Below are 13,791 nucleotides of genomic sequence, written 5' to 3'. Positions count from 1 at the left end.
GCGGGGGGGCCGGGGGCGCCGGGGGCGGGGGGGGGGGGGGGGGGGGGGGGCGGGGGGGGGCCCCCCCCCCCCCCCCGGGGCCCCCCCCGCCCCCGCGGGGGGGGGGGGGGGGGGCCCCCCCCCCCCCCCCCCCGGCTGCGCGAGCACACCCGCGGCCCCCGCGGCGCCCCAGCCCCGCAAACCGTAAATCCCGCGGCGCCCACGCCCCGCAAGCCCTCGATCAGCCCCGCAGGCCGTAGAACAGCACGGGGGAGTTCGGGCGGAACCCGATACGCGGGTACACCGGCGCTCCGGCGACGGTCGCGTGCAAGGTGGCCCGCGTCAGCCCGGTCCCCCGGGCGCCCTCGTACAGTGCTCTGCGCGTCACCGCCTCGCCGTATCCCCTGCGCTGCCACGCGGGGTCGGTGGCCACGAGGATCACGAAGAGGCGGCCCCGCGCCTCCACCGCCCCGGCACACGTCACCGGCACGCCGTCCCGCAGCCCCAGGTAGGCGTGGACACCGTCCTTCCAGAGCGCGGAGCCGGCCAGTCCGTCCCGGCCCTCCTCCAGCGGGAACCCGTAGGCGCGCGAGTTGAGGTCCGCGTACGCGCGCAACTGCTCCTCGGTGCGCACCCGCGTGAACGTCAGCTCCGGATGGACCGGTTCGGGCAGCGGGAGCAGGTCCCCCGCCATGCCGACCCCGGGGAAGGCGAGTTCGAGACCCGCCCGCGCGGCCGCCTCCGGGAGCCCGGCACGGGCCTCCTCGTCCAGAAGATTTTCGAACAACCACAGGAAACCCGGACGTTCCTTCGCGCGCATGATCTCCGCGACCGCGCCCAGCCGCCGCTCCAGGAGCGGCGCGCCGATCCCGGCCTCGGTCAGCGTCACACAGTTCCAGAAGGCGAACCGGCAGTCCGCCCAGCGCACCGCGACACCGGGCAGATCCCGCACGTCCGCTCCCGCGTCCCGGTCCAGCACCATGGCGCGCCAGACCGTGGTGAGCTGCTCCACCGACTCAATCGACTCCGCGATGTCCGTCACCCGGGCTCCTCGACTCTCCGCCACCCCGAAGGCCGTGCGGCAGTACACCGCCCGGCACCACCCCGGGCCCTGGGAACCCCGGGGCCCGCCCTGTCGCGGACCGGTCGCGATGCTACCGGGAGAACCGCGCGGCGGAGAGGGAATCAGCACACCTGCCGCCGTCGGCACATGTGAGCCACGGCGACACCTCCTCGGCCGTCGGCAGGCACGAGAACCTCCCGAACCGCCCGTGCGTCCGGCCGCCGTGTGCCACCGTGTTCCCACAGACGAGCGCCCTGGAGGAGAACCGTGCCCTACCTCGCTCAGCTTCCCGTCGCGGACGAGGCGCTGCCCGCCACGTTCGCCAGGTTCCGCGAGTCGGGACCGGTCGTCCCGCTGGAACTGCCCGCCGGGGTCCGGGCGTGGGCGGCGACCACACACGCCGCCGTGCGCGAGGTGCTGGACGGCGACGACCGGGCCTTCGGTAAACACGTCACGCACTGGAAGGCGCTCCACGAAGGGCGCGTCCCCGAGGACTGGGCGCTCATGCCCATCGTCGTGGGCGATCACATGCTGATGCGGGACGGTGCCGAACACCGGCGCCTGCGGGGGCTGTTGGCCAAGGCCTTCACACCCGCGCGAGTGGCGGGGCTGCGTCCCCGGCTGGAGGTGATCACCGACGATCTCCTGGACCGGCTCGCCGGCCACCTGGGCGAGGGTGGGGCGGCGGATCTGGTGCCCCTGTTCGCGGAACCCCTGCCGATCGCCGTGATCAGCGAACTCTTCGGCATCCCCGAGGAGAGGCGGCCCACGATCCGCGAGACCACCCGCGTGCTCTACTCCCACGCGAGCACACCCGAACAGGCGCACGAGGCCCACCGCGCCCTGGTCGCGAGCCTGCGCGATCTGGTACAGGAGAAGCGGCAGCACCCCGGCGACGACCTCACCACCGCTCTGGTCCACGCCCACGACGAGGAACAAGGACTGACGGAACAGGAGTTGGTGGACTCCCTCTTCCTGCTCCTGATCGCCGGTCACGAGACCTCCGTGCACATGCTCGGACACGCGCTCGTCCACCTCCTGCAACACCCGGACCAGCTCGCCTGGGCGCTCGCCGGGGACCGCTGGGACGCCGTGGTCGACGAGACGCTGCGGCTGAACCCGCCGGTGGCCGCGTCGGTGTTCCGCTACGCCCTGAGGGACGTGCGCGTGGCCGGGGTGACGATCCCCGCCGGTGACCCGGTACTGCTGTGCCTGGGCGGCGCGGCCACCGACCCCGCGCACCACGGACCCGGCGCCGGCCACTTCGACATCACCCGGGAACAGCGCGGACACCTGGCCTTCGGACACGGCCCGCACTTCTGCCTGGGCGCTCCACTGGCCCGGCTGGAGGGCAGGACCGCCCTGTCCCGACTCCTCCACCGCTTCCCCGGCCTGACCCTCGCCTGCTCGCCCGAGGAGGTGCCCTACTCGCCCTCCTTCCTCACGTACGGCCCCCTCTCCGTCCCGGTACGCGCGTGAACGCCTCCGCCCCCGCGCGGAACGGATCAGTCCGGCGTCAGCGGAAAGCGGCGAGTTGCCCGGCCGGTCATCCGGTCATCCGGTCAGACGCGCGGATCGCTGAGCCGCCGAGGGCTGCCTGGCGGTACCCGGGTCGCGTACGCCGGTGACAGCGTCAAGGATGGGCGCGAGGGCAGTCGGGCGCCGTCCCGTCAGCCTGCGTGCCACCGCGACAACGCGAGACGGGAGGGCGGCGTCATGTCCGCAGGCCGGCACCCCCACCGGCCGGACGGGGGAACCGAGACCACGGCTTCGCCCGGCCGCCGCCCCGGCCGGGGGACTCCCGCCCCTCGCCCCTCCTGCCCGGCCCCCGCCGTCCTCTCCTCGCCGACGACCACGGTGGCGGGGAGCGATCCCGAGACCTAAGGACGTACCGCCATGGGAACCCAGACGGCCGGCCCCCACACGGCCGACGCCCTGGTGCTGTTCGGCATCACCGGCGACCTGGCCGAGAAGATGTTGCTGCCCGCCCTCTACGAACTCGTCCGGAAGGGCGAACTGACGGCACGCGTCGTCGGCGTCACCCGCGGCGGATGGACCGTGGAGAGGCTGCGCGAACACGCGCGCTCGGCCGTCACCGCTCAGGGGCCTGTCGACGAAGCCGCCTTCTCCCGCTTCGCCGCTCTCCTGCGCCTGGCCACCGTCGACTACGAGGACCCCGGGAGCTTCCGCTCCGTGGCCGAGGAGACCCAGGACTGCGCCTGGCTGTCGCACTACCTGGCCGTCCCCCCGGCGCAGTACGTCCAGGCAGCCGAAGGACTGGCCGCCGCGGGCCTGAACTCCAACGCCTGGCTGGTGGTCGAGAAGCCCTTCGGTCACGACCTGGCGTCCGCCCGTGAACTCCAGGCGGCCCTCACCCGTCACTTCCCCGAGGACAGGCTGCGCCGGGTCGACCACTTCCTCGGCAAGAACGTCATCGAGAACCTCCTCACCTTCCGCCGGGCCAACCCCCTGCTGGACGCCGTCCTCGACCACACCCACACACGCGGCATCCAGATCACGATGGCCGAGAGCTTCGACGTCGCCGACCGGGGTGGCTTCTACGACGCCACCGGCTGCCTGCGCGACGTCGTCCAGAACCACCTGCTCCAGCTCCTCGCCCACCTCCTCATGGAAACGCCCCGGACCCCCTCCGCCGAGGACAGCCTGGACGAACGCACCCGCGTCCTCGAAGCGATCCGCACCGTCCGGCCGCAGGACTACGTGCGCGGCCAGTACGAGGGCTACCTCGACGTCGACGGTGTGCGGGCCGACTCGGTCACCGAGACCTACACGGCGCTGCGCCTGTGGGCCGACACCGACCGCTGGGCACAGGTGCCCATCGTGATCCGCGCGGGCAAGGCGATGCCCGTCACCGCCATCGAGATCGTCCTGGAACTGCGTCCGCCCGCCGACGACGGCCGACCCTCGGACGGCGCCCCCGCCCCGAACCTCGTCCGCTATCGCGTCAGTCCGCGCTCCGGCGTCACCTTCAGCCTCGTCGTCCAGGGCGAGGAGGAGGCCGGATCGTTCACCCAGGTCGACGCCGCGGCCGACTTCACCGGTCTGACCGGCGACGACATCGACGCCTACCAGCACGTCCTCGGGCACGCGCTCACCGGAGACCCGCGGCTGTTCACCAGCATGGACATGGTCGAGGAGTGCTGGCGCATCGTCGGCGACCTTCTCGACCCCACCACCCCGCCCGCCCCCTACCGGACCGGTTCCTGGGGCCCACAGGCAGCCGATCAGCTGACCACCGACGGCTCCTGGCATCCACTGGAACAGACCCCGGAACACAACTGAACGACTGGCCGCTGTCGGGGCTCCTCTCACCTCCTTCTCCACCGCCTCCACCGGGACCGGAGGCCTCCCGCGGCCCGGGACGGCCGCACTGCTCCAGCCCCGCTGAAGTCGTCGGCGCGGCACGCCACTATGCTCCGAACGCGTGTCGTACGCACTTCGTACGGGAGAAGAGTGCTGTTCGTACGGTCCCTCATCGGTAGCGTACGGGGCGGGAGGTGTGCCATGTCCGAGTTGTTCGACGCGGTCGACGCCCTGGTGGCGTCCCGTTCTCCGCTTCCGCCGCCGTCGGAGCGCAAGCGGTTGCGTGCCGCGCACGGGCTGACGATCGACGAGGTGGCCACCGCGCTGAAGGTGCGCCGGGCCACGGTCAGCGGTTGGGAGTCCGGAAAGACGGAACCCCGGCCCCCGGAGCGTGAGGCGTACGCGCGGCTGTTGGAGAAGCTCACGGAGCTCTATCCCGCTCCGGCCGAGGCAACTGCCGCTGCCCCACAGGAGGTCGCGGAGCCGCCCGCGGCGCCCGGCCCGCCCGCCGCGGCTGCGGCAGCGCGCACCCACTCCGCGTTCCGGGCGGGCGAGCCCCCAGCGGTGACGGCGTCGGAACAGCCCCGGATCCCCGCCCCCGTGGTCGCCGCTCCGGCGGCAACGCCGCGCCCGGCACGCACCACCGCCCCCTCCTCGACGTCGCACCGTCCCGGCACGAGGCGGGAGTCCTCGTCCGGTGGCGGTGATCCGCGGTTCGAGAACGGGCCGTTGGCGGTCGTCGACGTCGAGGACGGGAAGCTGCTGGCGTACTGCGCCGGTGGCCTGATCCTGGACGTGCCCGCCAAGTCGGTCGCCGGCCTGGTGGAGTGGACGCTGAAGGAGGGCAGGCTGGGGCAGCCGAAGCTGTCCGGTCCCGGGAAGCCCGCTGATCCGCTGCTCGTACTCACCGAGGCCGTGCTGGAGCGCCTCGGCCTCCCCACGACTCTCACGGCGGAGGAGCGACGCGCCGGACGGCTGCCCGAAGGGCACAAGGTCCTCAAGCAGTTGGCGCGCGCGCAGTGGCGGCTGACGAAGCGCGGGTTCGGGCCGTGGGCGCGGATCTACCGTCCCGCGACCGGCTCGGAGCGGGCCTGCGTGCAGTTGTGCGTCCCGTCCTGGGAGGCGCTCGACACCCGGCACTGGGGGACGGCCGCGCAGCTGCCCCCGGCAGATCTCGCACGCGTCCTGGGCGTCTACGCCTCGCGAGTCATGACGCCACGCGGTTCCACCGCCGTCACCGGCCTGGAGCTGATGACGGCCCTGCACCCGCCGACCCGCGCCTCCGAGCCGGACGCCGACGGCAAGCGGCACCCCGAGCACAACCCCGGCTCACTCGGCAAGGACCCGGTGGACTGCGCCCCGTGCGAGGCCCCGGACGGGCACCCGCTCCTGAAGGATCTGCCGCGCTTCCATGTCCGGGGCCCGGCCGAGGTGCTGTTCGAGGAGGCGTACGACTGGGCGCGCCCCCTCACCGACGAGGAGTGCCTGCGCCGCAGCCTGGTCGGCATCGACGTGAACATGGCCTTCGCCGCCGGAGCCAACGGTCTGGTGGTGGGCCTCGGCGCACCCACGCACCTCAGGAACCCGGCGTTCGACCCGAAACTGCCCGGCTCCTGGCTGGTGGACCTGTCGCACGTCGACCTGTCCCGGGTGAAGGTCGGCAAGGACAAGTGGGCCGAACTGGACGCGAGTCTTCTGCCCAGCCCGTTCACGCCGAAGGGCGAGCGCCCCGAGGGCCCGGCCTGGTACGCGACACCGACCGTCGCCTACGCCCAGGAGCTGGGCTACGACGTCGCGCCGGCCGAGGCGTACGTCCGGTACGACAACGGCCGCTACCTGGACGGCTGGTACAACAGGCTGCGCGACGCCTACCTCGCGACCATGGCCGATCTCGGCGTCGACGCGAACCTGTCACCGGCGGACTTCCTGGCGGCGATGGACGGTTACCGCCGCCGTGACCCGCAGCTCGCGATCGTGGTGTCCGCGGTGAAGGCGACGGTCAAGGGCGGACTGGGCAAACTGCGCGAGAGGCCCCGAGGAGAGGGGTGGCGGCCGGGCGAGCCGTGGCGGGCGCTGTCCCGCCCGACGTGGCGGCCGGACCTGCGCGCCGCGGTCATCTCCCGCACGCGGACCAACCTGCACCGCAAGATCGTCAGGCACGCGGCCTTCACCGGGCAGTACCCGGTCGCGATCCTCTCCGACTGTGTCGTCTACGCGGTCGACGGTGAGACCCCGCTCGACTTCCTGCCCTACCGGGAGGGCAAACCGCTCCCGGGCGGCTTCAGGCTCGGGGTGAACCCGGGCCTGGTCAAATGGGAGGGTACGCAGACCACCCTGTGGGGCGAGGGCCTGCGCGAGCGGTTCGAGGCCCCCGAGCTCAACCTCGCCCGGTACATCAAGGACGGCACCGTCACCGGACAGGACAACGGAGAGTAGGTAGACCGTGGGCGACTTGTTCGGGGACGGCCTGGACAGAGCGGTGCAGAAGGCGTTCACCCGCCCCGTGCCGAAGTCGGCCGGCGCGCAGATGCGGTATCTGGTCAAGCAGCTCAAGGGAACCAAGGCCGTCGCCCGGATGCTGCGCATCTCCCAGCGCACCGTCGAGCGGTACGTGAAGGACCAGATCAAGAAGCCCCGCCCCGAACTCGCGGCGCGCCTGGAGGACGAGGTGAAGAAGCGGTGGCAACCGCAGATCCGGGCGAGGGCCAGGGAGAAGGCCGCGAACACCGACGGCCTCGTCATCGACACCCGCGCCCGGCTCGGCTACACCGCGCCGGTCGGGACGACGGACCAGGACCGGATCCGGCACCTGACCGTCGCTCTGCCGCCCCGTCACGCCGCCCGTCTCTTCGAGGCCCGGGAACAGGGCGCGGGTGAGGAACGCCTCCGCGAGATCGCCGCCGAAGCGCTCAAGGAGACCTACTTCCAGGACGGCGGCCGACGCGCCGGCTCCCTGGAGGAGGTCCGCTTCACGGACATCGAGCACCTCGAATTCGGCCTGTAGAGGCCGGGCGCTCCGCCGGCTGCCCCACTGCGGCGCGCCCCCCGGCACCGGCCGGTGCGCGGCACACAGCAGCCGGGAGCCGGGCCGTGGTCTGCTCGGGCCCGGGTACGCGTGGGCGCGGTGACGAGAAACCGTCGGCGGCCGGCCGGCCGCCGGTAGCGTGAGCTTCGTGAGGGTGGGAACAGAGGAGACCCGGCTGGTCGTCCTGCGGGGCAACAGCGCCTCGGGGAAGTCGTCCGTCGCGGCCACTCTCCGCGAGAGGTTCGGCCGCGGCCTTGCCGTGGTCGCCCAGGACAACCTCCGCCGCGTGGTGCTGCGCGAGCGGGACCGGCCCGGCGCCGCGAACATCGGCCTGATCGCACGGCGGTTCGTTCCGCGCGGCGGTGGCAGCACCCACCGGCTGTCGGCGCCTCGTACGCCAGGAGCCGCGCAGTCACCTGTACGGGCCGCGCAGGCACGTGTGCGTGCTCCGTCCTTACGGGCGGAGCGGGTTGCCCGTACCAGGGGATCAGCTGTCGCCCGCCGACGCGCCGCTCCCCTTTTGGGAGGGCTCGACCGGGGTGTACATCACCGAGCGCTGTTGCTTGTGGCGCCTGATACGGCCCTTCGCGACAAGTGACTCAAGCGTGTTGCGCACCACCTGTGGGGTCGGCGTGCGGTCAGGGTGCTTCTCCAGGAGCTCGTCCCGCAGCTCCTTCGCCAGCCGCGGCTCGTCGTGTGTCCGCAGCAGGTCCAGCAGGACGTCGCCGAGCAGCGGCTGCCGCGACTTCCCCTTCGCGGCGGTCTTCGCACGTGACTTCCCCCGCACGGCGTTCTTCGCGGTGGCCCCGGCGGCGGGCCCCTTGCGCGAGGTGTTCCCGGCACCTCGCCCCGCCTGCACCGGCGCCGGTTTCTCCTGGGCCGACTCGGGCGGACGGGACGGGTCCGACGGGCCCTCGTACCGCTCGGCGAGACGCATGATGTCGGACAGGAGGGCCTCCTCCTGCTTCAACACCTCCAACGTGTCGGCCAGTTCCTGCTGTCGACGGCGGTTCTCCTCCAGGTCCGACGCGGCTTGCTCGACATACCGCGATCGGAGCGTGGAGGTTGACTGGCTGGTCACCTCGTTCACTCCCTCGTATCCGCATGATTCCGCGCATGGTACCCATGCCGTGGGGGCGGTGCCGAAGTGTGTGCGTGAGTGAGGACGACCGGTCGGGCGGATAATGTTCCCGGCGGGGTGTGAGGTTCCGGTGCGCGCGGTGAGCCAGCCCCTTCGTGGGGCGTCCGGCGTCCACGATCGCCTCGTGCGCACGTCCAGAGGTGTGGCCCCGCAGGAGACATGTGCCCGCAGGGGCGGTGGCGTCCGGGAAACGTACCGGTACGCGGACGGCGACCGGAGCGCCGGGTGTCCCCGCACCTCCGCCGCGTGGACCGGCAGGCTGTCCCGCTCGGGTTCGCCACGCCGGCGCGGCATCGCGCGGCCCAGGCCACTGGCCCCGAAGCCGCCGAACAGACCGTCGAAGCCGACGGAGGCGCCGTTGACCGTGACGAGACGTCCGCGAAGACGGTCGGGGTGACGTCGTACCCCTTCTCCAGACCCGCGGGTGGTGCGTGAGGCCAGGAGAAACCGGTCCCCGCACCGGTTTCCCACTGACCTCACGCACCACCGTTGCCGTACACCGTGGTGGCGGTGACGGCCGGAACTCAGCCCAGGCGCCACTCGTGGTCGTCAGCGGGGTTGCAGCCCGTGACGCTCAGGCGGGAGTCGCGGTAGCCGCCTCCGCCGCTCGGCCCCCAGACCTCCAGGCACCGGTTGTCGCTGGCGAAGTTGTGTATCCAGTACCGGCCGCTGCCGCGGCCCTCCAGCCACCACAGCTGGTTGTCGCCGGTACTGCCGTCACAGACGCCCTCGATGACACCGCCACCGCTGACTCCGGCCGTGCCGGGCAGGTCCATGCACAGGCCGTCCTTGGAGTTGCGGATGACGAACAGGTTGGTGCCCCGGGGGCCGCCGCCCTTGAGCTTCACGTCGAAGTTCCACAGCTGGTTGTCGTTGACGCTGGTGTCGCAGTAGTACTCGTTGACCGGCCCGCCCACCTTGCCGTTGCCGTAGGCGGGGACGTCCGCGCACATGCCGGTCCTGACGTTTCTGAGGACCTTGTTCTGGGTGTAGGAGGCGTCAGGCACGACCGCCTTCTTGATCTCGGGCTTCGGCTCCTTCGCGGTCTTCTTCTTCTCCTTCGCCTCCGCGGCCTTCTCGTCCTTCGTCGCTTCCGTGGTCTTCCCGGCTTCGGGTTTCCCGGTCACCGGGGGCCCCGCCTGCACGGTCACCTCGTGTTTCGCGTCGGCGTCCTTCTTCTCCGGCTTCGGCTTCCTCTCCGACTTCGACGGTGAGGGCGACTGGGCGCGGTACAGGCCCGGCGCCTTCGCCTCCTCCTTGTCCGGGAGCGTCACGCCGGCGGCCACGGGGGCCGCCTTCTCCTTCTCGTCGTCGTCGTTCGCCGCGAAGGCCAGCAGGGGGACGGCTATGAGGAGGACGCCGCCGATGGCCGCCGCCGCGAGCAGCGACTTGGTGGGACGGCCGGTCGGAGGCTCCTCGCCCTTCTTGTCCGTGGCGGTGGCGGCCTCCGGGGGCACCTCACCGGAGGCCGCGGCCGTGACTGCGGACCCCGCCCCGGCACCCTCCGCGCCGCCCGGCGCCGCCGTCCCGCCCCGGCCGGCGGCCTCGGACTCGCCCGTTCTCTCCTCTCCTGCGACGGCCTCGCCCTCCGGCGCCGGTTCGGCCGCCGTCCCGCTCCGGGCCTCGGCACCGGTGCCCTCGGCGGCCTGGGTTTCGGCCACGAGCGGTGCGGTGGCTCCGGTGACCACGGTCCCGGCAGCAACGGATTTCTCGGCCTCGGGCGCTGCGGACTCCGGGTCGGCGCCGGCCGTCCCACGGGCCGGCGCGGGGGCGGGGGTGCCTTTCGCCTCGTCCGGTCCGACGTTCTTCTCCGGCCCGGCCGGTTCGCCCTTCGGCTGGGGCCCGCTTCCCGGGCCGCCCTTCCGGCGCAGCGACGAGGGGTCCGGGCGGCTCACCGATCCGGGAAGCGGGACGGCGCGGCGTACCGACGGTCCCTGCCGGTCCGGGGGTTCCTGGTGGGGCATCGTGTCTCCGATTCGATTCGCGGGGGTCGGGCGGTCATCGGGTGGTACGGGGCGCGGAACCGGCGGTGCGACCGCCCTGTCCCAGTGCCCCCTCGCACAGGTCGGGCCAGCGGAACCGCCCCGGTGCGACAGGGTGACGGCGCAGTGCCTCGTCGAGCCGGTCGAGGGCCGCGCGGTCGTGGTCGTCGAGTTCCGTGGGCTGTGACGGGCCGGCTCCGGGGGCGGCGGCGCCGGGCACCTCGCGGAGCAGTACGAGAGGCGCGTCGGCGGTCCCCCGTACGGCGAGGACGCGCAGCAGCGTGCCCGGGGAGAAGACGATCTCGTCATGGCCCCGACCGGCGCCGGGGCCGCCCGCCAGTTGCCGTACGCGGCGGCCCGTGGACGACCAGATGACGTACTGCTCCCCGGCCGGGCGCGGTTCCCCCGGCCCGAGGGGCAACGCGCACACCGGGGCCGGGTCCCGCAGCAGGGTGCCCGGTTCCACGGCGGGTACGGGACCGGCCGCCCTGCCGCCGTCGCCCGCACCGCGGAACACCACACCCCGGTAGGAGGGCAGCCTGCGCAGTGCCGAGGCCACGCAGGCGACGTACGGCAGCAGCCGGGACGTGTCGGAGCCGAGGTCATGGACGAGTCCGCCGTGGCTCAACGGGCCCTCGACGGTGTGCAGATAGACGTGCAGGGCGACGAGGTCGGCACGTACCGACTCCTGCTCCGGGCCGCGCAGCACAGGCATGCGCGTGAGTGCCCGCGCGACAGCGGCCGCATGCCGTTCCCACACCGGCTCGGCCAGTCGGCGGAACTCACCCCGTTGCGCCTCGGTGCTGATGTGGCCGGGGGAGAAGGGGACCGCGGGAAGCGGAGCCGCCGGTGGCGGTACGGCGTCCGGGGCCCGCGTCACGTGCTCCGGCCGGGGTGCGGCGGGCGCCGGGGGAGCGCTGGGCGGGGCCGGTGCAGCGGGCGGGGAGGAGGCGGCCGGTACGGCGGGGTGTGCGGCCGGTTCGGGCCGCGCCTCGCCCGCCGGCGCGAACGCCCCGGAGGACGTAGTCATCAGCCGCGACGCGGGTCCCGGCAAAGGTTCCGGCTCGGGTTGCGGCAGGGGAGCGGGCTCGGGTTCGGGCTCGGGTTCGTGGGACGGCTTGCGTTCCGTCTCGGTTTCCGGTCCGGGAGACGGAGCGGGGGCCTGCGCGCGCTCCGTCGGCACGCCCTTGAGCGGCTCCGCGGGGGCGCCCGCCGACACGCGGGGCTTTCCCCGTTCTTCCTCCGCCTCCGGCGTCGAGGCGGAGGGCTCGGGCGCCTTCCGCGCGGGCGGAACGGCGGGCTCGGCCGGGTCCTGCCGGGGCCCGGTCCCGGACGGGCCGGCCCCCGCCGGAGCAACGGGTGCCACCCCGCCCGACGCCGCTGCTCCCGACGCTCCGCCCGCCCCCGGACCGGCGGCGCCCTCAGGCGCCTTCAGCCCGGCCCGTACCAGCGGGCTCGGCCTGGCCGGGGGCCTGCCCGGACCGAGGGACGGGGCGGGGGCCGGGGTGCCCGTGGTGGCCGACGCGGTGCCTGCGGCTGGGAGGTGGGGGGCCGGGGTCTCCTGGCCCCGGGCGCCCGGAACCCCCGAACGCGTGGGGCCGGTCGTACGGCCGTCCGGGCGTCCCTGCGCGAGCGGACCGGCCGACGAGGCGGCCGTGGGCTGCGCGGGGGCGGGCGCGGACGCGAGGCGCGGACGCGGGCCCGGCAACTCGGCGGCGGAGGTGTCGGGGGCCCCGCCCGCCGCCCGTGCCGCCCCCGGTGCGGGCAGCGGGGCGGCGGCGAAGCGAATGGTGCGCAGACCGTGGGCGGCGGCCGTGCGGCGCAGTTCCGCGCCGCTACCCGGGCAGGTGCCGTGGACATGGAGCTTGGCCCGTGCGCGTACGGACTCGCCGAGGCGGCCGAAGAGTTCCGCGAGGGCCGGATAGAGGGTGGGGTCGAGCCGCTGTCCCGGGTGGCCTATCTCCAGGGTGGGCCCGTCGGCGTCCACGGGGCGCGAGGTCGCCGAGGGCGGGGCGCTGCCGGTCTTGGTGACCCACATCCCCGCCCGGGTGACGGTGGCCTGCCAGCCACCGGGCAGCCGCAGTACACCGTCGTTCGGGGCCCCGTGTCCCCCGGCCGGGGGATTCCACCGCAGCACGCGGGGGCTCGGCGCGGCCCCGTCGGCGGATGCCGGGGCGCAGACGACCGCGTCCACGTACGGCCACCAGCGCGGTTCACCGTCGGCCCCGACGAGGACGCACCGGATGCGCCCGGCACCGGTCGGGCTGTCGTAGGAGAGCACCGGCATACCGGTGTACACCACGGTCTCGGTGCCGAGTCCGTCGGCCACGGCCTGGCCGGTGCGCAGGATGTCCCGGGAGCCTCCGGGTACGAGGCGGACCCGGGAGCGCACGGCCTCGGGCAGCCCCGAGAGCACCCCGAGGACATCAGCCGTCGAGAGGTCCTCGCCCTGGGGCACGCCCAGCACGAGGGCGGGCCCCCGGGGATCGGCCGGTACGGCGTAGCAGAGGTCACCGGCGCGTGGCGGTGCGGCGTCCGGCGGCCGGGCGAGCAGTCCGCTGGGGACCTGCTCGATCACACAGCCGCCGTCGGTGACCCGCAACTCCTCGACCGCGGGCTGCCAGGCGGGGGCGGGCTGGCGAGAGCCGATCCGTACCGGTTCGGCCCCCGGCGAGAAACGCCACCAGCCTCCGGGCTCCCCCTCAGCCCCCGCGTGCCGCTCCGCCACGAACAGCCCGCCGCCCGGCACCACGAGGGCGAGGCCGTCGGGGGCGATCACCTCGATCTCCCAGTCCTCCGCGACCCGGCGGGCGGGCGCCGGGTCCCCGGGACGGTCGTCCCCGGCGGCCGACAGGACGAGGCGGACCGTGCCGATGCCGTCCGCCCGGAGCGCGTCGAGCACGTCGGCCAGGCGCTCCCACAGATCGCCCGCCACGGCGGCCGCCGCTCCGGCGACGACGGTCGCGGTGTGCCCGGCGTCCTGGGCGAGGACCCTGACGAGGTCGTTGACGTCGGAGGTGCTCAGGGAGTCGTCGGAGGGGGAACGCAGCAGGATGACCGTGCCGTACTCCTCGACGAGAAGGGCCTCTTCGGGCGCCGGTGCCGCACCGCCGGGCCAGCTCGCCGCGGGGGCCGCGGTGGCCTGCGGAGCGGAACGCGCCCGTCCGCCGCGGCGTCCGAACCAGCGCGAACGCGCGCCTGTGGAACCGCTCACGCCGTCTCTCCCCGTCCGCCGACGGGACCCACTCGCCTCTTCTCCGCCGGCTCCGGCACCGCG

General features: G+C 73.9%; 8 protein-coding genes and 1 pseudogene. 5 read left to right on the top strand and 4 right to left on the bottom strand.

The genetic code is table 11. The features are described 5' to 3' along the window. Positions 1–220: 220 nt before the first annotated feature. Positions 221–1,021, bottom strand: a complete 801-nt coding sequence (locus ACFYMP_RS26855) for a GNAT family N-acetyltransferase (RefSeq protein WP_388862312.1) — start codon at positions 1,019–1,021, stop codon at positions 221–223. A gap of 288 nt (positions 1,022–1,309) precedes the next feature. Between ACFYMP_RS26855 and ACFYMP_RS26850 the strand changes: the two genes are divergently transcribed. The 5 genes and pseudogenes from ACFYMP_RS26850 to ACFYMP_RS26830 all read left to right on the top strand — a co-directional run. After that, a complete protein-coding gene (locus tag ACFYMP_RS26850) occupies positions 1,310–2,521 on the top strand; it encodes a cytochrome P450 (protein WP_388862310.1) in 1,212 nt (403 codons plus the stop codon). Between the two features lie 417 nt (positions 2,522–2,938). Then, positions 2,939–4,345: a glucose-6-phosphate dehydrogenase gene (locus tag ACFYMP_RS26845; protein ID WP_388862308.1), complete on the top strand. Its 1,407-nt coding sequence runs from the start codon at positions 2,939–2,941 to the stop codon at positions 4,343–4,345. A 222-nt stretch (positions 4,346–4,567) separates the two neighbouring features. Next, positions 4,568–6,802 carry a telomere-associated protein Tap gene (gene tap, locus ACFYMP_RS26840; RefSeq protein ID WP_388862306.1) on the top strand — a complete coding sequence of 745 codons (2,235 nt, stop codon included), beginning with the start codon at positions 4,568–4,570 and terminating at the stop codon, positions 6,800–6,802. 7 nt (positions 6,803–6,809) lie between these two features. Continuing rightward, positions 6,810–7,370 (top strand): telomere-protecting terminal protein Tpg, encoded by a 561-nt coding sequence (gene tpg, locus ACFYMP_RS26835; protein ID WP_388862304.1) that lies wholly within the window; start codon positions 6,810–6,812, stop codon positions 7,368–7,370. A 160-nt stretch (positions 7,371–7,530) separates the two neighbouring features. Next, positions 7,531–7,728: pseudogene (locus ACFYMP_RS26830) on the top strand (kinase); the annotation flags it as partial. Positions 7,729–7,878: 150 nt separating this feature from the next. On the opposite strand, the gene ACFYMP_RS26825 reads toward ACFYMP_RS26830, so the two are convergent. The 3 genes from ACFYMP_RS26825 to ACFYMP_RS26815 all read right to left on the bottom strand — a co-directional run bounded on the left by ACFYMP_RS26825 (position 7,879) and on the right by ACFYMP_RS26815 (position 13,728). Further along, positions 7,879–8,472, bottom strand: a complete 594-nt coding sequence (locus ACFYMP_RS26825) for a BlaI/MecI/CopY family transcriptional regulator (RefSeq protein ID WP_388862302.1) — start codon at positions 8,470–8,472, stop codon at positions 7,879–7,881. A 584-nt stretch (positions 8,473–9,056) separates the two neighbouring features. Beyond that, complete coding sequence (locus ACFYMP_RS26820; protein WP_388862301.1) at positions 9,057–10,496, bottom strand: RICIN domain-containing protein; 1,440 nt, start codon at positions 10,494–10,496, stop codon at positions 9,057–9,059. Positions 10,497–10,530: 34 nt separating this feature from the next. After that, complete coding sequence (locus ACFYMP_RS26815; RefSeq protein WP_388862299.1) at positions 10,531–13,728, bottom strand: hypothetical protein; 3,198 nt, start codon at positions 13,726–13,728, stop codon at positions 10,531–10,533. Positions 13,729–13,791 lie beyond the last annotated feature (63 nt).

Origin of the sequence: Streptomyces sp. NPDC007088 (genome assembly GCF_042869355.1) — a bacterium.
Classification (GTDB): domain Bacteria; phylum Actinomycetota; class Actinomycetes; order Streptomycetales; family Streptomycetaceae; genus Streptomyces.
This window is presented reverse-complemented; position numbering and strand designations above follow the sequence as displayed.

Excerpts from the sequence above, each read along its gene's own strand:
- ACFYMP_RS26845 (WP_388862308.1), top strand. The coding sequence starts at position 2,939 with ATGGGAACCCAGACGGCCGGCCCCCACACGGCCGACGCCCTGGTGCTG.
- tap (WP_388862306.1), top strand. The coding sequence starts at position 4,568 with ATGTCCGAGTTGTTCGACGCGGTCGACGCCCTGGTGGCGTCCCGTTCT.
- ACFYMP_RS26820 (WP_388862301.1), bottom strand. The coding sequence starts at position 10,496 with ATGCCCCACCAGGAACCCCCGGACCGGCAGGGACCGTCGGTACGCCGC.